Annotated in this window: 23 protein-coding genes and 1 tRNA gene; 2 read left to right on the top strand and 22 right to left on the bottom strand. The window is 44.1% G+C overall.

All coding sequences use genetic code 11. From position 1 onward, the window contains the following. Positions 1-75: 75 nt before the first annotated feature. From MHH89_RS21880 to rpsF, 16 genes are all read right to left on the bottom strand, one after another. Positions 76-1,623, bottom strand: a complete 1,548-nt coding sequence (locus tag MHH89_RS21880; RefSeq protein WP_076307602.1) for a M23 family metallopeptidase — start codon at positions 1,621-1,623, stop codon at positions 76-78. Between the two features lie 316 nt (positions 1,624-1,939). Continuing rightward, positions 1,940-2,584, bottom strand: a complete 645-nt coding sequence (locus MHH89_RS21885; protein WP_339189048.1) for a hypothetical protein — start codon at positions 2,582-2,584, stop codon at positions 1,940-1,942. A 190-nt stretch (positions 2,585-2,774) separates the two neighbouring features. After that, positions 2,775-4,061, bottom strand: a complete 1,287-nt coding sequence (locus tag MHH89_RS21890; protein ID WP_076105178.1) for an adenylosuccinate synthase — start codon at positions 4,059-4,061, stop codon at positions 2,775-2,777. A gap of 211 nt (positions 4,062-4,272) precedes the next feature. After that, positions 4,273-5,634, bottom strand: coding sequence for a replicative DNA helicase (gene dnaB / locus MHH89_RS21895; RefSeq protein ID WP_036677807.1), 1,362 nt, complete (start codon positions 5,632-5,634; stop codon positions 4,273-4,275). 1 nt (position 5,635) lies between these two features. Further along, a complete protein-coding gene (rplI, locus tag MHH89_RS21900) occupies positions 5,636-6,082 on the bottom strand; it encodes a 50S ribosomal protein L9 (protein ID WP_036677804.1) in 447 nt (148 codons plus the stop codon). Further along, positions 6,079-8,085, bottom strand: a complete 2,007-nt coding sequence (locus MHH89_RS21905) for a DHH family phosphoesterase (RefSeq protein WP_076124313.1) — start codon at positions 8,083-8,085, stop codon at positions 6,079-6,081. Before MHH89_RS21905 ends, rplI begins: the two co-directional genes overlap by 4 nt. An 11-nt stretch (positions 8,086-8,096) precedes the next feature. Then, a complete protein-coding gene (locus MHH89_RS21910; RefSeq protein WP_076124314.1) occupies positions 8,097-9,014 on the bottom strand; it encodes a DUF2232 domain-containing protein in 918 nt (305 codons plus the stop codon). Positions 9,015-9,020: 6 nt separating this feature from the next. Next, positions 9,021-9,323, bottom strand: a complete 303-nt coding sequence (locus tag MHH89_RS21915; RefSeq protein ID WP_170914153.1) for a MazG-like family protein — start codon at positions 9,321-9,323, stop codon at positions 9,021-9,023. Between the two features lie 223 nt (positions 9,324-9,546). After that, positions 9,547-9,972: a CBS domain-containing protein gene (locus MHH89_RS21920; protein WP_036677795.1), complete on the bottom strand. Its 426-nt coding sequence runs from the start codon at positions 9,970-9,972 to the stop codon at positions 9,547-9,549. A 194-nt stretch (positions 9,973-10,166) separates the two neighbouring features. Further along, positions 10,167-11,192, bottom strand: a complete 1,026-nt coding sequence (locus tag MHH89_RS21925; RefSeq protein WP_076099795.1) for an LCP family protein — start codon at positions 11,190-11,192, stop codon at positions 10,167-10,169. Between the two features lie 322 nt (positions 11,193-11,514). After that, entirely contained in the window at positions 11,515-12,459 is a 945-nt protein-coding gene (locus MHH89_RS21930) for a D-alanyl-D-alanine carboxypeptidase family protein (protein ID WP_036677789.1), read from the bottom strand. An 84-nt stretch (positions 12,460-12,543) separates the two neighbouring features. Beyond that, entirely contained in the window at positions 12,544-14,262 is a 1,719-nt protein-coding gene (gene opp4A, locus MHH89_RS21935) for an oligopeptide ABC transporter substrate-binding protein (RefSeq protein ID WP_076191470.1), read from the bottom strand. A 193-nt stretch (positions 14,263-14,455) separates the two neighbouring features. After that, positions 14,456-16,405 carry an endonuclease MutS2 gene (locus tag MHH89_RS21940; protein ID WP_076181710.1) on the bottom strand — a complete coding sequence of 650 codons (1,950 nt, stop codon included), beginning with the start codon at positions 16,403-16,405 and terminating at the stop codon, positions 14,456-14,458. Positions 16,406-16,915: 510 nt separating this feature from the next. Then, positions 16,916-17,188, bottom strand: a complete 273-nt coding sequence (rpsR, locus tag MHH89_RS21945; RefSeq protein WP_036651767.1) for a 30S ribosomal protein S18 — start codon at positions 17,186-17,188, stop codon at positions 16,916-16,918. A gap of 21 nt (positions 17,189-17,209) precedes the next feature. Next, positions 17,210-17,716, bottom strand: coding sequence for a single-stranded DNA-binding protein (gene ssb / locus MHH89_RS21950; protein WP_036677780.1), 507 nt, complete (start codon positions 17,714-17,716; stop codon positions 17,210-17,212). 48 nt (positions 17,717-17,764) lie between these two features. Beyond that, on the bottom strand, positions 17,765-18,049 hold the full coding sequence (rpsF, locus tag MHH89_RS21955) for a 30S ribosomal protein S6 (protein ID WP_036677776.1): 285 nt from the start codon (positions 18,047-18,049) through the stop codon (positions 17,765-17,767). 217 nt (positions 18,050-18,266) lie between these two features. Here rpsF and MHH89_RS21960 point away from each other — a divergent pair, with 217 nt between their 5' ends. Beyond that, on the top strand, positions 18,267-18,464 hold the full coding sequence (locus tag MHH89_RS21960) for a YjzC family protein (RefSeq protein WP_036677774.1): 198 nt from the start codon (positions 18,267-18,269) through the stop codon (positions 18,462-18,464). A 366-nt stretch (positions 18,465-18,830) separates the two neighbouring features. On the opposite strand, the gene MHH89_RS21965 is transcribed toward MHH89_RS21960, so the two are convergent. The 4 genes from MHH89_RS21965 to MHH89_RS21980 form a co-directional block, all read right to left on the bottom strand. After that, positions 18,831-18,921: transfer RNA gene (locus MHH89_RS21965), tRNA-Ser, on the bottom strand. Positions 18,922-18,964: 43 nt separating this feature from the next. Next, the gene (locus MHH89_RS21970) at positions 18,965-19,177 is read right to left on the bottom strand and encodes a DUF951 domain-containing protein (RefSeq protein WP_036677772.1); all 213 of its coding nucleotides are present in this window, start codon (positions 19,175-19,177) and stop codon (positions 18,965-18,967) included. Next, positions 19,177-20,220, bottom strand: a complete 1,044-nt coding sequence (locus MHH89_RS21975) for a mechanosensitive ion channel family protein (protein ID WP_076282220.1) — start codon at positions 20,218-20,220, stop codon at positions 19,177-19,179. The genes MHH89_RS21970 and MHH89_RS21975 overlap by 1 nt, the downstream gene beginning before the upstream one ends. A gap of 21 nt (positions 20,221-20,241) precedes the next feature. Beyond that, positions 20,242-20,487 (bottom strand): DUF3343 domain-containing protein, encoded by a 246-nt coding sequence (locus MHH89_RS21980; protein WP_076124321.1) that lies wholly within the window; start codon positions 20,485-20,487, stop codon positions 20,242-20,244. Between the two features lie 119 nt (positions 20,488-20,606). Between MHH89_RS21980 and yyaC the strand changes: the two genes are divergently transcribed. Next, a complete protein-coding gene (yyaC, locus tag MHH89_RS21985; RefSeq protein WP_076218355.1) occupies positions 20,607-21,215 on the top strand; it encodes a spore protease YyaC in 609 nt (202 codons plus the stop codon). Here yyaC and MHH89_RS21990 read toward each other — a convergent pair. Together MHH89_RS21990 and MHH89_RS21995 are read right to left on the bottom strand one after the other, a co-directional pair. Then, entirely contained in the window at positions 21,187-21,687 is a 501-nt protein-coding gene (locus tag MHH89_RS21990; protein WP_036677768.1) for a DUF4446 family protein, read from the bottom strand. The genes yyaC and MHH89_RS21990 overlap by 29 nt on opposite strands. A gap of 36 nt (positions 21,688-21,723) precedes the next feature. Beyond that, positions 21,724-22,869 (bottom strand): aminotransferase class V-fold PLP-dependent enzyme, encoded by a 1,146-nt coding sequence (locus MHH89_RS21995; RefSeq protein WP_076278203.1) that lies wholly within the window; start codon positions 22,867-22,869, stop codon positions 21,724-21,726. Positions 22,870-23,043: the final 174 nt, after the last annotated feature.

The raw sequence follows: 23,043 nt of genomic DNA on the forward strand, positions 1-23,043 counted from the left end.
TTTGCCGTCACTCGTAGATTAAAAAAAATAAAAACCGCCCGATTAAAATCGAGCAGTTAAAGGATTAAGTATGAATTATTGCAAATACTTCATTGGATTTACAGCAGTGCCATTCTTCCGAATCTCAAAATGCAGATGTGTACCCGTCGAACGTCCGGTGCTACCCATTACGCCAATCTTGCCACCCTGCTCCAAGCGTTGGCCTGTAGAAACCGAGATGCTTTTTAAATGACCATAATAGGTCTGGTATCCGTTGCGATGATCCACAATAACTACATTCCCGTATCCATTCTGCACCCCTGCAAAGATTACGGTCCCGGCATCAGAAGCTTTTATATTCCGATTGCTAGATACCATATCAATACCCTTATGGGCACGGCTCCAACGCTCACCGAAGCTACTTGTCAGGGTTGCCCCGCTTACCGGCCAACTGAACATGCCTGTTCCTTCACCAACAACCTTCGTTCCCCGATAAACAACTTCTGGCAGCGAGGCTTTTATAACGGTCTGGCCTAACCATTCTTCTTGAACAACCATGCCATTTTCCTTTGTTACCCGATACTCCATTTCTTTAAGTCCAGTTTGTCCTGGACGAACCACTTTGCTTTTGCCTGCCGCTAGCTGATCGCTCGAACGCACAACCACTTCCGGCTCAGTCACTATCTGCTCAGTCACTTTTTCCACAGTTACTACTGTAACATCTGGTTGGGGTACCTTCAGCTTCAGTGTATCTCCAATCTTCAACGTCAGCTCTTTCACGTTAGGGTTGTTACTATAAATCTCTTTTTGGGTGATTTCAAACCGTTTGGCAATCCCCGAAATCGTATCACCCTCTTGAACGGTATAAAGAAGAGGCGCCTCTTTACCTTCAGTAAGTGTCTGGACCGCTGCCTCCACATCCAACACTTTATTAGGATCTGCTTTGATAGGAACGATAGAAATATCTTCACTAATCTCTACCGACTCTACTTGCTCTGGAGCCTTCGCTTTTGCAGCAGATGAGCTGGAAGCAGCCGTTCTTGTTAGCTTACTAGCCGTCGTTGCTACTTCTGCTTGTGGGACATAATGATTTTTTACCCCTTCGAGCACAGCATTAGCAGTTTCCTGATCCTTAACTATGCCAACGGCCTTGCCATCTACCATCAATTGGACGCCTACCGCATAAGCTTTCAGCATTCCATCTAGTTTAGTAAGTGTCGCCTCACTATCAACTTCTGGCTTGTATGCCTTCTGCTCTTCTATTGTTATGCCCTCTGTTTGCAGCACCATGGTTGAATTCGGATATTTCTCCTGATATTCTCGTTGTTTCTTATCGTATAGCTGGTTAAGCTGCGTCTGATCGGTAAGTCTTCCGACTTCTTCGCCCTTCACCAACACTTGATAATAGGTAACCGTGTTAGCGGCTACATACTTTTTCTCTGCTCCAACCAACACCGTAGCTAGAAGCACAAGGCCGACAGATCCCAAAATCCAAGCACGCCGAAATCTGCGAGTACCTTTCTCTTGTTGAAAGTGTTTGGAGTCGTGATCGAAATTGTGGCTCTGTTGAACATTCGCCTCGGATTCTGCTGGATGTCCATCCTGCAGCTTGCTCATCCGACGCATGAACTTAAATCCCTTCATGAAACTCTCCCTTTCAGTCCGCTTTTACTTCCGACAAAAGCGGCCAAGCTAATTGTACGACCTCGATTATATAGATTACGTCCATGTAAATTTCTGCGTATACTAGTGCTTAATTCCTGCTTCTAATGAACCTATAAAAAGGCTGTTAAGGAGGTTACAAAAATTTAACCTCTTGAGGTCCTTGTTTACTGTACCATAGCTTAGAGAAAAATTTCAACTTTAGACATGACAAAAAACCCGCCAAATACGCGGGTTTTTTGCGCAAATATGAAATTTTAACCTTTTTCTTGTGTCTATAAAGTGACAATTATAAAAGCTATTGCGTAGATTCTGTAGTTGGTGTAAGCATTTTCATTATGCTCTCATATTCGTCTGCATCAACATATTTTGCAATTACCTGTTGCAGCTCTTTAACCTCATCTTCTGTTAATCCATCCTCCATCGCTGTTGAAATTTTTGCCATCTCATCCTGGGGTAGTTTGGACATCAAAATATTGAATATATTTACCTTCTCTTCCGATGGAAGATTATCTTTGAAGTCACTGAGTGCCTCAGGTGTCATTACTAATTGTTGGTCACCAACACTTCCACTTCCGTTATCAGTTGAACTTTCGGTTGTAACTTGCCCCATAACTGGCAAGGCATCAGTCGGAGTATTATCATCTACGGGCTCGCCCTTGCCTTTAGCTGGCGAATCCGTGCTTTTGTCGGTCTCCTTGCTAACTGTACTCCCTGTGGTTACTTCTTTATTGGCTGTATCCGAGTCAGATTTGTTATCCATGCCAATGATGCTCCGAATCATTCCTCCAAATCCCGGACCGGGAGTATTCACTTTAATATCGAAGCTAGCCAGTACCGACTGAATATAAGCATTTACAACCACGCCCGTTGTTAGAATTGAAAGAGTGCTGGCAAGTACCACAATCAGACATACGCTAAGTGCTCGCTTCACGATCTTCATCTTCATTTCTCCTCTCACCTGTGTTCAAGTCTATCTGGTAGATCATGTACATGTTCTTCTATACATCCAGTATTGACTAGAACCGGCCTTGGGAAACGTCTAGGTATAAATCTAGGCCCCAAAAGAGAGAGAGATAGTCCTCAGAACAAAAAAAAGAGCCTCTAACGAGGCTCCTTAGTATAACTAGGTTTTAGATATAAATTGGCAATACTTGATTCGTCTGCTCACGGTTACGACCCACTGAGAAGATAGCAATCGGAATACCTGTAAGCTCAGATACACGTTCAACATATCTGCGTGTATTTGCTGGAAGATCATCCAACGTTTTTGCAGAAGTAATATCTTCGCTCCAGCCTGGAAGCTCCTCATATACCGCTTCACATTCTGCCAGCATTTTGAGGCTAGCAGGGTAATGAGTAATTACCTCACCACGGTATTTGTAGCCTGTGCAGATCTTCACAGTCTCAAGTCCGCTAAGTACATCCAGCGAGTTAAGAGATAGCCCTGTGATTCCACTTACACGACGAGCGTGACTCACAACTACACTGTCGAACCAGCCTACACGGCGTGCACGTCCGGTAACTGTGCCATATTCATGACCTGTTTCACGGATATAATCACCTGTTGCATCATTCAGCTCTGTAGGGAACGGGCCATCTCCAACACGAGTGGTATAGGCTTTTGCAACCCCAATAACCTGTTTGATTTTGGACGGTCCCACACCAGAACCTATGCACACCCCACCGGCAGATGGGTTGGATGAAGTAACAAACGGATACGTGCCTTGATCGATATCAAGCATTACTCCTTGCGCACCTTCAAACAACACTTTGCGATCCGCATCAATGGCATCATTAAGAATAACAGAGGTGTCTGTTACATAATTACGCAGCACTTCTGCATATTCCAGGTATTGAGTCAGAATCTCTTCTACGTTAAGAGCTTCGGCACCATAGACCTGCGTAATCACTTGGTTCTTCTCTTGCATCAAGGGGCGGAGTCTCAGTTCGAATTCCTCAGCGTCCATCAAGTCAGCAATACGGATACCGTTGCGTGCTGCCTTATCCATATAACAAGGACCGATACCTTTACGTGTAGTACCAATCTTGTTCGGACCCTTACGGTCTTCTTCGAGAGCATCCAGCACCATATGGTATGGCATAATGACATGAGCACGATCACTGATCACTAAGTTCTTAGTATCAAAACCGTTCTCATGAATATAATTAATTTCTTGGATCAAGGCAGCCGGATTAATAACCATTCCGTTACCAATTACACAAGTTTTCTCTTTATAAAATACACCCGAAGGGATCAAGCTGAGCTTAAACTTCTCACCGTCAATCAGAATCGTGTGACCGGCATTATTGCCCCCTTGATAACGGGCGACCACATCTGCACTTTCCGCTAGAAAGTCAGTGATTTTCCCTTTACCTTCGTCTCCCCATTGTGTTCCCACGACGACTACCGTTGACATGTTCATTCCTCCGTAGGTGCTACTTAGCACCATTATTTTTCATAATATGGACCCTATACGTCATTCTTATGTACGTGGCCCTCCGGACGCCAAGCAGATTTAACCCGCTAAAGGACAATTCTCAGTGTAACAGCGGTTTTTTTCAAAGTCAAATAAAACGAACGATTACACAAAGAAATGTGCAATCGTTCGGGAATTATACATGTCAGGTTTAACCAGCAAATGGTTCCGCATGTGCTCGCTCGTAGTTAACGAACTTGTTGAAATTTTTAAGAAAGACCAGTTCTACCGTGCCTACGGGACCATTACGCTGTTTAGCTATAATGATCTCAATAATATTCTTCTTCTCCGTATCCGCATTGTAATAATCATCACGATACAGAAACGCAACAATATCGGCATCCTGCTCGATAGAACCCGATTCACGCAAGTCACTCATCATTGGACGTTTATCCTGGCGCTGCTCTACACCCCGGCTTAACTGCGACAGGGCAATAACCGGCACATCTAGCTCACGGGCAATCTGCTTCAGTGTACGAGATATATCCGATACTTCCTGCTGACGGTTCTCTCCGCCTTTACCGCGGCCCTGAATGAGCTGCAAGTAGTCGATGACGATCATGCCAAGTCCTTTTTCCTTCTTCAGTCTCCGGCACTTTGCACGAATATCGGTTACCGTGATACCTGGTGTATCGTCGATATAAATCTCCGCTTCAGATAGAGACTGAATACCCATCGTCAGCTTGGACCAATCATCATCACTCTTGAAGTCACCGGTACGCATAATATTGGCATCTAAGTTGGCTTCAGCACAAATCATCCGCTGTACCAGCTGTGGCGCTGACATTTCCAGACTGAATATCGCAACAGTTTCTTTAGCGCGTACTGCCACGTTCTGTGCAATATTCAGGGCGAATGCAGTCTTACCAACAGATGGACGAGCCGCAACAATGATCAGATCGTTACGTTGGAATCCGTTAGTCATATGATCTAAATCCACAAATCCGGTTGGGATACCTGAGGTACCCCCCTTATTTTGATGAAGCAACTCAACCTTGTCGAACACTTCCATCAAGACATCGCGGATCGCAATAAATCCACTGCCGCTCCGCCGGTTGGAGATTTCAAGAATGCGCCGCTCTGCATCACTCAGCATATCGGCTACATCTTCACCGCCAGTATAACCTTCGCTCACAATTTGCGTGGCTGTGCGAATCAAACGGCGCAGCATGGCTTTCTCTTCGATAATCTGGGCGTAGTATTCTACGTTAGCAGCAGTAGGCACGGCATGCGCCAGCTTAGCTAAGTAGCTAACCCCACCAATATCTTCAAGCTCTCCTTTGTCCTGCAGTCTGGACGTAAGTGTAACAAGATCAATCGGCTGGCTCTCTTCTCCGAGCTGCACCATCGCCTCAAAAATCATTTGATGCGCTTTATCGTAGAAGTCTTCGGTATTCACCCGTTCCATTGCAGTAATGAGCGCTTCATCCTGCAACAGAACCGCACCAATTACCGCCTGCTCGGCTTCAAGATTCTGCGGGGGAACCCGATCGAAAAAGAGATCTCCACCCATGTTACTCCTCCGTTACCTCAACCTTAAGTGTGGCCTTTACTTCAGTATGCAATTTTACGCTTACTTGAAATACTCCTATATGGCGAATTGGCTCACCTAATTCAATCTTGCGCTTATCAATAGTAATTCCTTTGGTGGAAGCCAGTGTCTCAGCAATCTGTTTGCTTGTAATAGCACCGAATAAACGTCCGCCTTCACCTGATTTTGCTTTCATTGTCAGTGTTAGCTCGTCAAGCTTCTTACCCAATTGCTGTGCTTCTTCTTTTTCGTTATCTTTACGGCGTTGTTCAGCAGCCGCTTGATTCTCCAGCGTCTTCACGTTACCTTCCGTTGCCGGACGAACCAATCCACGTGGCAATAAGAAGTTAGAAGCATAACCTTCGGATACCTCTTTAACCTGACCTTTTTTACCTTGACCCTTAACATCTTTTATGAATATGACCTTCATTCGAATAACCCCTCTTTCGATTCGATTTCAGCCAGCACCTGCAGTAATCTGGCTTCTGCTTCTTTACATGTTCCTTCAAGCTGTACCGCGGCATTGGACAGATGCCCTCCGCCGCCTAATTTCTCCATCACGACCTGTACATTCATACGTCCTAGTGATCGGGCACTAATGCCAATCAGGCCGTCAGGCCGCTCGCTGATGACGAATGAAGCGACTACGTTGGTCATCCCAAGCAGCGTGTCCGCAGTCTGAGCAATAAGAAGCTGCGGAATTTTCATGCCTGGTGCCGTAACTACGAGCGCGATTTGGTCATACACCATCCGCGCATGTTTGATAATTTCGGCTTTGGAAATATACTCCTGTAAATCCTCCTTGAGCATGCGCTGAATAAGTACGGTATCGGCACCATTCCGGCGCAGGAAGCCTGCGGCCTCAAAGGTACGCGACCCCGTATGAAGCGCAAAATGCTTCGTATCCACCGTGATCCCCGCTAACAACATTGTAGCATCCAGCGGACTGATCTTTACCTTCTCATGAATATACTGAAGCAGCTCTGTCACCAGCTCACAAGTCGATGAAGCGTATGGCTCCAAATACACCAATACAGCATCGTTAATGAACTCTTCACCTCTGCGGTGATGATCCACCACTACAATTCTGCTGGCATATTGCACTAACCGCGGCTCCATCGTCATAGACGCCTTATGTGTATCCACAACAATTAGCAGGGTATGCTCTGTCATGATCTGTAGGGATTGCTCCGTTGTGATGAATGACTTATACAATTCATCGTCCTTACGAATCTGCTCCATCATGTTAGTTATCGATGGATTAGGAGTCTCCATCACAATGCTAGCCTCTACATTATACATCTGCGCAGCCCTTAACAGGCCGATTGCAGCACCCACAGCGTCGATATCCGGTGTCCGATGACCGAGGATCAGCACACGATCGCTCTCCTGCATCAGATCCCGCAAAGCATGCGCAATGACCCGCGCCCGCACTCGGGTACGCTTCTCAGCAGCATTACTCTTGCCACCGTAGAAGGATAACCGTTGGCCTGCTTTTACAGCCGCCTGATCACCACCTCGGCCAAGCGCCATATCTAGACTGGATTGGGCCAATGCCCCTAATTCACTTGCAGAGTCTGCGCCAAAGGCCAGACCAATACTCAGTGTCATGGGTACCTTAAGATCAGCAGTCATTTCTCTGACTTCATCTAGAATCACGAAGCGGCTCTCTTCCAACGCTTGCAGGCTACGATGATTAAGCAGCATTAGATAACGTTCCGAGGACAACCGCCGCAGATAAACCTCAAACTGCTTACTCCATTCAGTGATTTCACTCGTCACCTTAGCAATCAGCGAGGTTCGCTGTTGATCATCCATCCCTTGAGCAGATTCATCCAGGTTATCCATCATCACTATGCCGATCGCCAGCTTCTCATCCTCATACCGCTCACGTAACACCACAAGCTCAGTGATATCATACAAGTAAAGAATACGCTCACTCGGAATAATGACAGCTTGATAAAATCGTTCATCCACGGTGATCTCAAGACGGGTGTCATGGAGCACACCTTCTTTGGCGACCTCCCGCTTACCCGCTGCAGCACCTGTGAAAAAAGACTGCATATCAGGCAATAATTCTTGCAGTGATTCCCCGACTAAAGACTTGCGTGCGAAAATATCGCCGGCATAGCGGTTATTCCATTCCACCGTTCGATCCTCGCTAAACAGAATGATTCCAAGCGGCAGCATGCTGACTGCTTCGCCCTCTACCCGCTTAATGCGGAAAGATAGCCCATTAATATATTCCACCAGATTACGGCGGAACGAGATCTCCGCTTTCAACATATAGAAGCATAAAGTACCTGAGAGAAACAGGCCGGCGACCCCAAGCGCCCAGTTATAAACACTGACAATTATAATAAGGACCAACAGCAGCATGAACGCCCATACGGTATGATAGCCGTGCCAGCGTCTTTGCAGAAATTTAGGCATGAACTCTCACCCTATCGTTTCGATTTGGTCACATACTCCCGCAGTGGGAACGCAAGATCAATAATACCAATAATGCGCAGCGGCGGCAGTAAAATAACCGGTATCGCTAACAAAACGGCAGACATCTTGTTCCATTTGCGTTCATGCGCCAGGAAGAAGAAAAATCCGATGGCCTGAATCATAAAGCCAATTCGCAGCAGTGGCAGAAGATTGGCAGAAATCATGAGGATGAAATTGTTCTCCGACCCTGAGAAGAAGAGCTGTAGAACAACACCAATCAGATAGTACCAAATAAACGATCTCGAAAGTCTCCATTCACGTGCAGGCTTCATCTTAGGTACTGCATAATTCATACTGTTCAGAATCGGGCGGGCAATAGAATGCGTAATCACAGCAATCATGAAGGAGCTTACGATTAGAGTCATAGGGATCATTTGAACCGTCATATGACTTATCTTGTTTACATCCTCAGTTGAAAATCCAATATCAGTGAGCAGAGGATTGGTAGTTCCGAGCTCAGACAGAGGTGAATTAACCATTTGCAATACATCGTTCACATAGGTAGACAGGTCAAAATTAAATAATGCCGTACCCAGCAGCAAAAGCAGCAGGAACTGTGCAAGAATCGTAACCGTACCTGCAATCACGGTAGACATGGCCGGGGCATGTCTTTTATACCAGCGCCCCATAACCAGAGCCGGTATTAAGAAATACGCAGCTATCAACAGATAAATTGGTGTAATCAAGCCTACAATCAGCAACACCGGCAATACATGCAGCACAAATTGTCTCGTGTTCAGGGTAGTAAACAACACTACTGCCGGAACAATCATAAAAAGGGTAGTGATGATGAGGAGTGGAGTCGTTAAACTAAGCAGCAAAAGTAAGTATGCTACGCTCCAAGCCACAGATGACCAGCGAAATTTCAACAGTATTCACCTCTTACGCATATGTTCTTCTAAAGCAGATATATCTTGGTACCAATCTTCCAGTTGATGCCCTTCCTGCTTGTGCTTTCTAAGCTTCTCCAGTAGCAAGTCATCTAAAGAACGATAAGGAATCCCTAGTCTGCGGCCCAAAATATAAGAGCTCATAATCAAGCTAGCCAGACTGTCACCGACACGGGTAGTACTGCCTTCCCATAACGCTTTAAATAACCTTGAAACTTGATCAATCACTTCGGTTTTCAGCCATTCAATTACCTTGGCGCGCTTGGCTACATCCAGATCCTTCGGCACATTGGACACGTCTCTCTACCTCCGGCAAAAAGCTTTATTCTCCATTATAGCATAAAAAATTCGGTGTCACACTGGACGCCCCGCGCCCCTTAAGTATGCTTCAATCCATGCTGACTATGCCTCTTTTTGGAGAGGAGCTTTCTTTAAAAAAGACCCGCATTCCGTTATCGCCGGAAATACAGGCCTTGTTCCGATAGCTTCTATAACCGCGAATACACTGGGACTATAATGATTCCTGTGATTGTCTTGTTACAAATTTCTCGCAATATTCTATGACTTGACTCCGGCGAACAATTCCAATAAACCGGTTCATATCATCGACCACAGGTACAAAGTTCTGCACCTTAGCCAAATTAATTAGATCTTCCATATCCGCATCAATTGAGACCGGCTTGTTATTCATACGTAATGGAACGTCCTTCAGCAAAAATTTTGAAGCGTTCTCAAACGAAACCTTACCCTCCGACTCTTTCATGTACCAGAGCAGATCACCTTCCGTTACCGTGCCGGCATACTCTCCATTACGGTTAAGAATCGGGACTGCTGTATAGCGGTGAAACTCCATCCTCTCAAGCGTTTGGCGCAGCGTAGAATCGAGCGTTACGCAGGCCACCTCCTGTTTCGGAAGTAAAAAAAATGCAATATTCATCTCTTGATCCTCCTCAAAGAGTTCCGAAGGAATTACGGTTCTTTAACTTCCTTTTACTGCCATGCCAATGTGATTATACGTAGCAGCTAAATAATAGTTCCAACTCATTATAACATGAAGACAGTAAGCAGCAGCCATGAGAATGTTTATGGCTGCTGCAATTTATTTATATGAGTTTAGCTTTCCAATTAGAATTACTGCGTAACTGCTGTTGCTTTGGGCTCGAGTGCATTACTTGCTTTTCCCGGCTCAATCAGTTGATCTACAGGTGTTCCTGCATTCATCCAATTATCAATCAGCGCCTTAGCTTCGCGCAAGTCCTCTTCATCAACGATATCATAATAAAGTCCGTCAATACGTTTTCCTTCGCCCATTACCGTAAAGCTTGAGATATCCATATCTTTGCCGCCCATAAATTTCTTGGCCAGACTAATAATCATTGAAGGCTCAATATCGGTCTTAAAATTATCGCCCATAATATCCAGCAGCTTAGGAATATTGCCGATTTGGCTGATCGATAACATTTTATTAGCTACGACATCAATAAAAACCTGTTGGCGTTTGGTCCGGTTAAAGTCACTATCTTCACGGTAGCGTGTATAGTTGAGTGCTTCTTGACCGTTATAATTCGACTTTCCACCCTCGATCGTAAACTTTTCATGGTCCTTACCCTTGTTTACAATGTCCTTCTTGATTGGCAGCGGAACGCCTCCAATAGCATCAACGGCATCCTTGAGCCCTTGAAAGTTAATGGTGGCATAATACTGAATATCATGCTCCAGCAGTGCTTCCAGAGTATCCTTAGCCATTTGCTGCCCACCAAAAGCATAAGCATGGGTAATCTTATCTTTTTTATTATCGTTATGCCCAATAATCTCGGTATACGTATCACGTGGAATAGAAATAAGCAGAATTTTGTAATCCTCAGGGCGAACAACAGCATACATCATAGTGTCTGAACGTGCGGTTTCATTGTCGCGTTGATCAGTCCCGAGCAGCATCAGCGAGAATGGATCGCTTTTGTATACAACCGGCTCTGGCTTAACCTTATTCTCATCCTTAAGTGGCTGGTAAGATTCTTCTTTCAGCTTGCTTTCTACCCGATCGGACAAAAAGAGGTCAAAGGCTAATACGGCCAAAGAATTCCGAAACAGAAAGCCTCCCGCTATAACAACGACGAGAACAATTAGCGCAATGTATCTTTTCTTTATTTTTTTCATCTTTGATTCCTTCTTTATTGTAGAATAATTACACATACCATATATTTACAATGCCTCCTGATCGTTCTCAGGCAGTCATGGTTTTATTTCTCTCGGCGGCGAATTTACTGTCCCTTATTCCATTATCTTATTGTCCCCCCTTTCAGGAAATTCGGGTCATTCTAAATTATAGAAAAAAGTTTTTTTGCGTTTCTAAAATAATATGGGATAAAACAATATTTCTATTGTAATCACTAAATGGATAAAAAGAAACAACAAATACCGACATGAATAGGGAAAAAGCACCATACCAAGTAATAATTACTGGTATGATGCTCCAAATTTAACTTCGAATTCCAAGGGCATGTATAATATGTTTTACCCGTTCTCCATAATGTAAACCTCGGAAAAACCCATAATCGAACAATTTAGCAGCACCCTCAAATCGGCTGCCATAGGTCTCTGCCCCCATAACGACCGCAATAAGCCGGTGCCCCTCTCGCTGGGCTGATCCCGCAATACAATATCCCGTCTGGCTATCATATCCAGTCTTCAACCCATCTGCTCCATCGTATGCGTAAGCGCCGCCCATACCTGGAAGCATAAGGTTGCTATTACTAACATATAACCCTTTATCCTTTAATTGCATCTGAGTACGACCGGAAATATTCAGTACATCAGGATGATTATGGATTAGCGCAGCTGCCAATTTGGCTGTATCCCTCGCTGTCATCATCGTCTGGCCACCGATATGCGTAGGCTGACGAATGATACCAAGATCCTTGCTCGACAATCCAGAGGCGTTGGTAAATACCGTATTAGGAGATAAACCTAAACTACGTGCTCTATCATTCATCATAAGTACAAAAGAATCCTCTGATCCTGCCATATATTCTGCCAATGCAACTGCAGCATCATTAGCAGAATAGATGGTAATGCCTTCGAATAGCTCCCTTACTGTATAGAAATCTCCTCGTTTTAATGAGAGACTCATACCTCCCATTTGACTGGCGTAAGCACTAATAGGGACTCTATCCTCCCACCTAAGGGTTCCAGAGGTTATGTGATCCAGCACAATCATTTCAGTCATTAATTTAGACACACTGGCCGGTGGCATAGGCACATCGCCGTTTATATTGACCCATATGTCTCCACTATCCATATCTAGCAGCACTGCTGAACCCGCGTCAATATCCGGTTTAAAGCCCAGCTCGATAGGCCTCCACACCGTAATTAAGACAACGACTATCAAAGCTGCACCAGCCCATATCAATATCCGTCTCTTCATCGTTGTCATCCTCCATAATATATATGACGAATGAAACAGCAATTTGATTTCACTTTTTGCGTAATTTTTTTTATTTTTTTTAATTTAGTCCTTTATCCACCATTTATTAGGCTCAATTATGGAGCCCAAAGAATCAACACGCACACCTTGTAGACGTTTATTAACAGCAGTAATGCTTTCTCTTTCCGCAAAAAAGATCATTGGAACCTCTTCATTCACTAGCTTCTGCCATTCATAATAGATTTGTTGTCGATAATCTCTATCATATGCCTTCATACTTGTGCCATCGCGAATCAATTCTTCATTCCGCTCCGAGGACCAACGTGGGTAGTTCCACAAATCATTCTCCCTCCAGAGACCTGAAGGATCAGGATCATTAGCTAATCCCCATACCCCGTTAAACAACTCAATGGACGGATCATCAGCCTCTACTGCTTCATAGAAGGTATTGAGCTCTTTTAACGCCCCACCATTAAGCTGCACATCGAGTCCCACATTTCGCCAATCCTCCAGAATAGCAGCAGTTCGTAACTCCGCTGAATGACTGCCTAGCATAGAATCATAATGAATAACTAACTTTTCTCCTTTTTGATCCTCACGCAGCCCATCTCCATCAACATCTACAAAACCAGCCTCATCAAGCAGCTGCTTCGCTTTTTCCGGATCATAGGGATACGTATTAATCTGACTGTCAGGGATCTTCGCCCAGCTTGCACTGGAAACCGGAGTTTCTATAGGCTTGCCTAACCCATGAGAAAATGATTGAATGATCCCCTCCCGATCAAGTGCATAATACATCGCCTGACGTAATCTTTTATCCGCAAATTTAGGGTTATCCATTACGATTTTTTCAGCTTCACTATCCCAATACCCAAATTTAAACCCTATATACTCATAAGCAAGCTCATTTGATTGTAAAATATTAATATTATCGAGTTCGCTCAGCTTTTCATAAGTATCTCGTGGGGCATTCTCTATATCAATTACGCCTTGTTCAAACAGGCTGATGATTTCCTTGTCATCAAATACCTTATACAACACACCATCCAATAAAGCCTTACCTTTATAGTATTGATCAAAGCGCTTCATCTCCACCCGCTGGCCAGGTTCAATAAGGCTCACCTCAAAGGGGCCAATCCCAATCGGATTTTTTCGCATCTGATCACTCTCAGGCATATCCTTAACAGCGACTCCAGTATAATATTTTTTATTCATCGGATACGGCCATAGATTATCAATCGTATTTACGCGGGCAGCTGTCATTGTTATTTTCAAAGTATAAGGATCTATAACCTTAAGACCTGTTATATTCTTCGCCTCACCTTTATGATAGGCTTCTGCACCTTGAATCATTTCCACACTATAATAACGCGATCCGGTGTAGTCTGGACTAGCAATAGTCTCCATCGCAAATTTCCAGTCCTCTACGGTCAGTTCATCTCCATTATGCCAACGGATTCCCGGTTTAATTTTAAAGGTAAATATTCTATGATCCTCGGACTCCTGCCAAGTGGCGATATTAGGAACCGTTGATAAATCATCATCTATCGTAAACATGGCCTCAGTAATAAACTCCAGCACATGAAAGTCATCTTCACCTTCATAAAAAGCAGGCTCAAAGAAGCCCATAAACGGCGATGAGTATCCATAAGTAACTACTCCGCCAGTCTGTGGCTTTTCGACCACCTCATTGTGATGTAAAGATAATGAATTACTGCTGGTACCTGCTCTGCTGCATGCTGACAATACAGTAGTCATCACGAGCATTGTTAACAAGAACCCGCATATCTTCTTATTCTTCATGTGTTCCTTCCCTTCTCTAGTTGAACGTATATCTACATATAAGCTATGGAATAAATATTTACTGTAACAAAGTTTTAGAATGGTTACAATAACTTCTAAGCTTTAGGCCTATACTCCTGCTTGAATTTACGCATATTTCATAGTATTTATAAAAAAAGAGGGACCTACCTCATAGGCAGATCCTTTTATTACATTATTCTTCATCCTTATGCGTAATTCTCAGGCCTTCGACATGCTTACGCTGCATCAATTTCCGCTTTTTACGGGTATCCTTGCTCTCAAAAATTATATCAAAGTCATATTCCTCAGGATACAGCTCATCTTTGGATAGATATGGTTTTAAACGTTTATGATTAATCCGCATTTTTTGCTTCTGGATCATCACTCCGACCATTCCTAAGTGATCTCTTTTCTCATAAACAATGCCTATCCGCCCTAGTGAAGTTACAAGAACAGCATCACCAATTTCATATTGGGTCTGCTTCTCCTTATCGCTCAGTGATTCCGCAGACTTTTCTTCTTTTTCAAAATCCTCTATAACAGGTGCAGTCTTCCCTTTCTCTCCCTCTTTGCTAAAAAGACTTGCCCATGCCGACCCATCACCTTTCTGCAGCCTTTGCTGCTGCGCCTCAACGATCTCCCACGATCGCTTGATAACGTTATCCTGGATACCCAGCTTTTTGGCAATTTGCAGAGCGTAACTCTCCCCCGCTTCTCCGATAGTCAGACGATACAACGGCTGCAGCGTTTCTTTGTCGAATTCCATTCTTGCATTTTGAAAACCGGCTGTCGCAGCGGCAAAGGCTTTTAGCTCATTAAAATGGGTTGTGACGATAATATTGGCCCCTTTACGGCTCAGCTCTTCCAGAATGGCGATTGAGAGGGCGATTCCTTCACCAGGGTCTGTACCTGCCGCCAGCTCGTCAATGAGCAGCAGCACCCCTTTAGAGGCATCTCTCAGCATTCCCTCAATACTCTTCATTTGTGCCGAAAATGTACTGAGTGATTGGGCCAAACTTTGTCCGTCTCCGATTACACTGATCACATCCGTAAAGACCGTAAACTCACTCCCCTCCTCGACCGGAATCAACAACCCGGATTGAGCCATGAGGGTCAGCAGCCCGAGGGTCTTGAGCACCACCGTTTTCCCGCCTGTATTTGGACCTGTAATGATTAGGGATTTATATCCCTTCCCTATCTCCAGGCTAATTGGAATCATGCCCTGCAGCATGGGATGTCTGCCTCCGTTCATCCTTAGAAAACCCCTATCATTTAGAGTAACCTCAGATGCTCCCAGCGTTCTTGCATATTTTGCTTTGGCAAAAATAAAATCATAGGTGCCTGTAACCTCGATATTTAGGCGCAGTGCAGTTTGTTCCTGTTCTACCATGCTGGTCAGCATACTGAGGATCACAGCTTCTTCACGCGCCTCTTCTCCTAATAACAAATCCAGCTCAATCTGCATGGAGGCGATCTCATCTGGTTCGATGAACACCGTCTGTCCACTTGTGGATTGATCAAGTACCGATCCCTTTATTTGCTTATGATACTCCCGCTTTACGGGGATAACGTAACGTCCACCACGCTGACTATAAATATTCTCTTGCAAAATCGATTGATGGCGCGACATGATCCCGTCAATTTTTTTATGAAGACGTTCTTTAGCTACGCCAATCCGTTTACGAACCCGCTCTAACCCCTTACTAGCTCCATCATCAATCGCCCCAAAGCGGATACAACGATCAATTGCTTCCCGCACATGATTTAATTCCAGCAGCGAGGAAGCATAAGCAGCAATCCGGGGAGCACTTTGCTCTTTAGAAGCCATATATTTGCGCAATTGACTACAGCTCTTTAGAAATGTAGCCACTGCAGTGAAGTCTTGCTCACTGTACAAATATCCAGTCCCCATTAGTGACATGATCCACTCAATCCCCTCCAATGAAGGAATCGGTACACTGGACCCCCGCTCGAGCAGTTCTTTAGCTTCAGACGTTTCCTCCATCGCTCTTTGAATCGAAGGTAAATAGGTCATAGGCATAAGCTCTTCTACAGTTTTCTTTCCTACATAAGATACCGCATGACGGCTAAGCTCGGTTTTAATAATTTCGTATTCCAACGTGTTTAGACTTTGTAAATTCACAGCAAATCCTCCTTATTGATCTAACTTTTTTTGGAACTAAATCTCCCTAACGCAAAAAGGACAAAGAATGCCACTATGGCAGTCCTTGCCCTTCTTTTTGAGCTATTGTTCTCTGGCGTCTTAAGGTCCCCATAAAAGCCAGGGTGGCCGAAAAACAAAAAAACCGTGCTCTAAGAGCACGGTTAATTACAAAGAGAACAACAGCCGTAAAGAGGCCATATGACGCTTCGTGTGTTCTTAACTAAATCATCCACTGTTAGGAACAACAGACCTCTGCGCGAAACGAACTCAAATAGAGCACGTAAACGCCAAAAGACGAGCCTGCTAAAGCCTTCCTAATCCAGTGTTATGAAATTGCTAGTTAAGAACGGTCACCAACATCAATATTTCCCCTTTTGTTATAGGATAGCTGTAATTTAACACATTCCAGATGGAACGTCAACGTAATCCACACGCTGGCTTTTCACAACAAAAAAGCAGCCGGTTTCCCGACTGCTTCTATAAAACGTCCTATTCCGTTGTGTAAGGAAGCAACGCGATTTGACGCGAGCGTTTTACAGCAATGGTAAGAGCGCGTTGGTATTTTGCACTTGTACCCGTTACACGACGTGGCAAAATCTTTCCACGTTCGCTGATGAACTTCTTAAGAAGTTCAGTATCTTTATAATCAATGTGAGTAATCTTGTTCACAGTGAAAAAGCAAACTTTTTTACGCTTGTTACGTCCACCACGACGTGCTGGTCTTTTGTCGTTGTCAGCGCCTTCTCTTGGTTTAAAAGCCATATTCTTTTCAGTCCTTCCTAATTAAAATGGCAAATCATCATCCGATATATCAATCGGTTTACCATCGCCCGAAAAAGGATCTTGAGTATTGTTGTTACGCGAGAAATTATTGTTGTTATTTCCGCGTCCAGCGTTACCACCGCCACCATATGCTGGCTCTTCAGGCATACTACTTGCACCACTTGAAGTATTTCCACCTTCACGGCTTTGTGAAGATTCCAGGAAACGAACATTATCAGCAATAACTTCAGTTACGTATACACGTTTACCTTCGTTATTCTCATAGTTCCGCACTTGGATGCGTCCTTCCACTGCTGTCAGACGACCTTTGCGCAAATAATTGGCACAGGTTTCTGCTAGCTGTCTCCAGGTAACAACCGGGATGAAGTCTGCCTCACGTTCACCGTTCTGGCCCGTAAAGTTACGATCTACGGCAAGCGTAAATTGAGTTACGGCAACACCAGCGGGAGTATAACGAAGTTCCGGGTCACGGGTCAACCGTCCGATCAAAATGATACGGTTCAACAATTCTGGTCCCCTCCTTTAGAGCGATTCATTACAAAGCTTGTCAAGATCTTAAGCAACGTCGTTCGTAATGAGATAACGAATAACTTCGTCAGAAATCTTCATAAGACGTTCTAATTCAGTAACTACTGCAGGTTCTGCATTGAAGTTAACCAAAACATAAACGCCATCACGGAATTTCTTGATCTCATACGCAAGACGGCGTTTACCTTGCACTTCGTGCTTTGTAATTTCCCCGCCATTGGAGATGATGCCTTGGAATTTATCGACTGCTGCTTGAACAGCTTCTTGTTCAATGTCAGGACGAATAATGTACATCACTTCATATTTGCGCATAATTTTCACCTCCTTATGGTCTGAGGCCCCTAATCACGTCAGGAGCAAGGAACGAGCACAAACATAGACTCGCACCTGATTAATATACCAAAACGAGCAGCAGAGTGCAAGCAATATTAATACCGGACAACCTTCCACCCTCTTTTTACATGAAAAAAACCCTACCTGCGCACAATAATCGGTGAATTCATCTGCACTTAAGGAAGGAGCGATAATGATGGGCGAAAAGACAGAATATGAAAAAGGCGACAAGGCCCCCAATCCAGGCATGTATACAGAGGTAGGTGAAGCGCGAAGCTTCCATACCGAAATTCAGAATCCACAGCATATTAAAATGGAAAAAGGAGACACCTTCCCCGAGACCAGTAACAAAAATCGGAAGTGGAAAAAGGTTGAAAAAGCACGTGTACATTAAATAAAAATAAATGTGTATAAAAAAAACGACATTACACATACTATACTCAGGCAGTACAAAAGAGAGGTGTGGTTCCGTTGGCCGTCGTAGACGAACACAATCACAGGATATCTGATTCAGCATCTATTGTTAGCTGGGAATAGTAGTGGGTTATTGTCTAAAAAGCAGTAACCTCAGCAACGCCTAAATCACTTTAGTCGCTATATACAGAGAAATTCCAACATCATTGATGTACTGCCTCTTGAAGAAGGACCCGAAAGGGCCCTTCTTTTTGCATGTTATGATCTTTTGCAAACAGCTCAGTGGACACAAAAAAACCTCCGTTACAGGAACGAAGGATTCATTAAAATGTTATATTATGCTGAGTGGCGGAGAGGGTGGGATTCGAACCCACGCACGCTGTGACACGCCTAACTGATTTCGAGTCAGCCCCCTTGGGCCTCTTGGGTACCTCTCCGCAGCAAAAATAATTGTATCATGCAGACATGCCATTTGCAAGCTTAATTATTGTCTGTATTTCCCTCTGCAGAACGCAGTACCTTCTTCATATTCTTCTCGAATTTCGCCCGGGGAATCAGAACACTATGCTGACATCCTGTACACTTAATGCGGATATCCATCCCCATACGAATGATCTCCATCTCATTAGAACCGCAAGGGTGCTGTTTCTTCATCTGTACAATATCTCCAAGCTGAAAAACTTTACGTTCCACTACCCTTCCCCCTTTTTCCCCTCTTGTGTAGCTGCGATTTGGCGTCTTGATCCAGTGTCAGGCGTATCCGATACTTCCTGCTCATTTTCTGTTTTTTCCAGTTCAATTTCAGCCTTTGCTTCTTCTTCTTCTGCCTTCAAACGCGCTTCCTCTTCGGCTTGAGCAGCTTGGGCCTGCTCTAGACTGCTTAGTTTCTCTAGTGCCTGCTTAATATCATTCTGAATCTGTCTCTCCGCAACCTCTTTTGCATTAGGTAAACAGCTAGCCGCTATACGAATTACATATTCCGAAGTACTCATGGACTGTATACCGAGCACATTAGGATAAGCAAGAACATTAGAGTTACGCTCTTCTATTCCTTTTAGCGCTTCTCCAATCAAACCTAGCGTGGCCTCCAAGCTCCGCTCCATTTTTACAGGAACATCAACTACAGCCAATGCATTCGAGAGAGAATAATTGGTTACGTTCGTGATTAATCCATTCGGGATAATAAATACTTCTCCCGTTGTGCTTAACAGTCTGGTTGTTCGCAGTCCGATTAATTCTACCGTTCCTTTATAGGTCCCCGTTTGAATTACATCACCCACTGCAAATTGATCCTCTAAAATAATAAAGAAACCTGTAATAACATCCTTCACCAAACTTTGTGCCCCAAAACCCACTGCTAGACCAAGCACACCCGCTCCAGCCAACAATGGTGCCAAATCGAAGTGGAACTCAGAAAGCACGAGCATGATCATCACAAAATTACAGATAACTGTCACTACATTTTTCATCAATTCCCCAACCGTAGTAAACCTTCGTGTGTTGGACAGAAGTCTGCCACCGGTTTTACGCTCAAGCGAACGATCAATAATATTAGAAACAATTTTAATAATAACCCGGGTTAAGAGAAAAATAACAAGAATCCGTAGACCCGCAAATAATACATCCGCCCACATATCAGCATCGGTAAACCAATTCCACACCTTATCTTTAAAGCGAATGGCATCTTTTAATGTATCCGCACCGGGTGTATCAGCCTCCAGTATCCACATATTCATCGCATGTACTCCTCCCTACCCCTAAATCAGTATGTAGTTCTCGTTGTGTTTTCCGTAGATGCCGCGTATTTCTATTTCTTGCTCAACTATAATTCTTTTTACCTCTTCCAGCGCATTTTGAAAAAACTGAATTGAAATTGCACAGCCTGCGGTGATCTCCTTCGGAGTTGGAAATATATCAATTTCTATTTCAGCATACTCAAGCAGCATTTCAGCACGAAGCGCCTGCTGGGTGGAGTCAAACGCTATTAACATCTCATCCTGCATATACGTCAAGCCTCTCCATAGGTTTATCGTCCTATCTCTTGCTGCTGGAGTATAAAACCCCTCTTCTATCCATATACTAGATACCAACAAATAGAATCACCCTTAGAAAGGAAGATGGTATGAACTCCTCATCCAAGGCTACAGCAGCGCAAGAAACGTCCTGTTTAAAAATATCACATACAGATCCCGATATCTATTCCGCAATTACTCATCGGCTACTTTTTCACTTTTCACGCACGCGTCCAGAGACTCAAATTATCGTCATCTGTGTAGGCACTGACCGCTCCACCGGAGATTCTCTCGGTCCTCTTGTTGGTACTGCATTATCCCGTTTTCATAGTCCATTGTTTCATTTATACGGTACCCTTGAAGAACCGGTTCATGCCGTCAATCTTGAAGAGACTTTGTCTCTAATTAATGAAAAATATAATAACCCGTTTGTCATCGGAATAGATGCCTGCTTAGGTCACTCTACTAGTGTTGGCTGCATCCAAGTCGTTGAAGGTCCCCTCAGACCAGGGGCTGGCGTAAATAAACAATTGCCGCCGGTTGGAGATATCCATTTGACTGGAATCGTTAATGTCGGCGGCTTTATGGAGTATTTCGTATTGCAGAATACACGGCTAAGTCTAGTCATACGATTATCTGATATTATCGCTACAAGTCTATATTCTGCTCTAAAACAATGGAACCTGCATGCTACTTCTGCTGCAACGCGAGAGTTATAACTTCTTTTTCTTCAGGCGATAAGGCATATTGTGATTCCCCATTTTGCATAGGCTTGGAGTAAATATATGAGTTCTCACGATTATGAAGGCTGGTTAATACAATGCCACTGCTATTGTCATCCAGAATAGCCACCGAGAAGCTCAAATCATTACCACGTTCACCGAAGGCATTATAACGCTTCAGAGCGATATTTGACTTCATGCCGCGGATTTTGACTTGGGTAGCTTCTATCAACGCTTTTTGCTCACGTTGTTCTTCTTCCAGCATGTCGCTTTGGTTCTTCAGATCAACCAGAAGGCCTTCCAGATCCTCCACACCGCTTCCTGCCATCATGGCCTCATATTTGCGCCGTATAGTCCGCAGCTTAGCTCCCTGGGCGATTACAGTCACTATCAATACTAGCATAATTACTACGAAACCAAACACAAACCACTGCAACTGTTCATTAATTAATTGATTCATTTCAGACATGAATGGACCATCCTTTTTATTTATCTGCTGCGGGCATCAGCCATATAACTCATCCATAGCAGCTAGCATTCTGCTTATATTATGCTCTGTTGTATCTACGCCTACACTCGCCCGAACAGCACCACTTTCTAGTGTATCAACAGCCTTATGTGCCAGTGGGGTACAATGCATACCCGCTCTGACGGCTATTTTATACTCACGATCTAGACGGTGGGCTATATTCGCCGATTCTTCCCCATCCACTACAAACGACACAATTCCAGTTCTCGGAGCCCCTAATGTGGGCCCTAATAGTTTAATGTTTGGAATATGGGACAAGCCCTCCATCAGCAGTTGAGTCAGCTTCCACTCTCTTTCGTGGATAACGTTTGTCCCTATCGATTTTACCTTTTGAACACCAGCTAGTAAACCAGCAATTCCTACCGCATTTTGCGTTCCCGCTTCATACCGATCTGGGCGAACAGAGGGTTGTTCACTATTCTCAGATTGACTGCCTGTCCCTCCATGCACTAAGGGCTCGAGATCCAATTCAGGTGATATATATAGCCCACCAGTCCCTTGTGGTCCAAGCAATCCTTTATGCCCAGGAAAAGCTAATAAGTCAATATTCATCTTTTTCACATCAATATCAAGCGAGCCTGCACTTTGAGCAGCATCCACTAGAAATATAGCACCGTTTGCTTTAGCTAGATCTCCGATTTCACCAATAGGAAGTATACTACCTAGTAAATTGGAGCTATGATTACAAATTACCATTTTAGTGTTTGGTCGAAACGTTTTGCCCAATTCGTTCAAATCCAATTGCCCTGCTCGATCCACCTTCAGATAATCAACACTTATCCCTAGTGACTTACGTAAATATTCCAAAGGTCTCCGCACAGAATTGTGTTCAGTCATTGTAGAGATTACATGATCCCCTGCTTTGAGCGTACCTCTAATCGCCATATTTAATGCCATCGTAGTGTTTTGGGTAAACGCTATGTCTTGTGCATTAGAAACCCCAAACAACTCCGCCAGCAAACTCCGGGCTCTCACCAACACCCGTCCGCTTCCCATGGCCAGCGAATAATTCCCTCTGCCAGCATTTGCTCCCGACTGCAAAGCATTCATCATCGCAGCTGCCACCTCTGGAGGTTTAGGCCAGGACGTAGCCGCATGATCCAAATATACGAAGTCTTCCATAACCCCGCTCCTCGTCCCATACTCTTTTTCATTAAGAAGAAACAACGTTGTCGCCCTTTATTGATAATAACCTTATCTGTAGAAAATATAAGAATAATATTCAGCTGCACTTTATACATCCTTATATTTTGAAAAAACATACCCCTACTCATCCGATTACGGATAGCTCAGGAT

Source organism: Paenibacillus sp. FSL H7-0323 (genome assembly GCF_038002725.1).
GTDB classification, from domain to species: domain Bacteria; phylum Bacillota; class Bacilli; order Paenibacillales; family Paenibacillaceae; genus Paenibacillus_AQ; species Paenibacillus_AQ odorifer.

Bases quoted from the DNA above. Each gene is read 5' to 3' on its own strand.
- MHH89_RS21990 (WP_036677768.1), bottom strand. From the start codon at position 21,687: ATGTCTGAAATGAATCAATTAATTAATGAACAGTTGCAGTGGTTTGTG.
- MHH89_RS21905 (WP_076124313.1), bottom strand. From the start codon at position 8,085: ATGCCTAAATTTCTGCAAAGACGCTGGCACGGCTATCATACCGTATGG.
- MHH89_RS21980 (WP_076124321.1), bottom strand. From the start codon at position 20,487: ATGCAGGATGAGATGTTAATAGCGTTTGACTCCACCCAGCAGGCGCTT.
- MHH89_RS21880 (WP_076307602.1), bottom strand. From the start codon at position 1,623: ATGAAGGGATTTAAGTTCATGCGTCGGATGAGCAAGCTGCAGGATGGA.
- yyaC (WP_076218355.1), top strand. From the start codon at position 20,607: ATGAACTCCTCATCCAAGGCTACAGCAGCGCAAGAAACGTCCTGTTTA.
- MHH89_RS21925 (WP_076099795.1), bottom strand. From the start codon at position 11,192: ATGAAAAAAATAAAGAAAAGATACATTGCGCTAATTGTTCTCGTCGTT.
- MHH89_RS21885 (WP_339189048.1), bottom strand. From the start codon at position 2,584: ATGAAGATCGTGAAGCGAGCACTTAGCGTATGTCTGATTGTGGTACTT.
- rpsF (WP_036677776.1), bottom strand. From the start codon at position 18,049: ATGCGCAAATATGAAGTGATGTACATTATTCGTCCTGACATTGAACAA.
- MHH89_RS21930 (WP_036677789.1), bottom strand. From the start codon at position 12,459: ATGAAGAGACGGATATTGATATGGGCTGGTGCAGCTTTGATAGTCGTT.
- MHH89_RS21995 (WP_076278203.1), bottom strand. From the start codon at position 22,869: ATGGAAGACTTCGTATATTTGGATCATGCGGCTACGTCCTGGCCTAAA.
- opp4A (WP_076191470.1), bottom strand. From the start codon at position 14,262: ATGAAGAATAAGAAGATATGCGGGTTCTTGTTAACAATGCTCGTGATG.
- MHH89_RS21920 (WP_036677795.1), bottom strand. From the start codon at position 9,972: ATGAATATTGCATTTTTTTTACTTCCGAAACAGGAGGTGGCCTGCGTA.
- rplI (WP_036677804.1), bottom strand. From the start codon at position 6,082: ATGAAGGTCATATTCATAAAAGATGTTAAGGGTCAAGGTAAAAAAGGT.
- rpsR (WP_036651767.1), bottom strand. From the start codon at position 17,188: ATGGCTTTTAAACCAAGAGAAGGCGCTGACAACGACAAAAGACCAGCA.
- MHH89_RS21975 (WP_076282220.1), bottom strand. From the start codon at position 20,220: ATGAATATGTGGATACTGGAGGCTGATACACCCGGTGCGGATACATTA.
- MHH89_RS21890 (WP_076105178.1), bottom strand. From the start codon at position 4,061: ATGTCAACGGTAGTCGTCGTGGGAACACAATGGGGAGACGAAGGTAAA.
- dnaB (WP_036677807.1), bottom strand. From the start codon at position 5,634: ATGGGTGGAGATCTCTTTTTCGATCGGGTTCCCCCGCAGAATCTTGAA.
- MHH89_RS21960 (WP_036677774.1), top strand. From the start codon at position 18,267: ATGGGCGAAAAGACAGAATATGAAAAAGGCGACAAGGCCCCCAATCCA.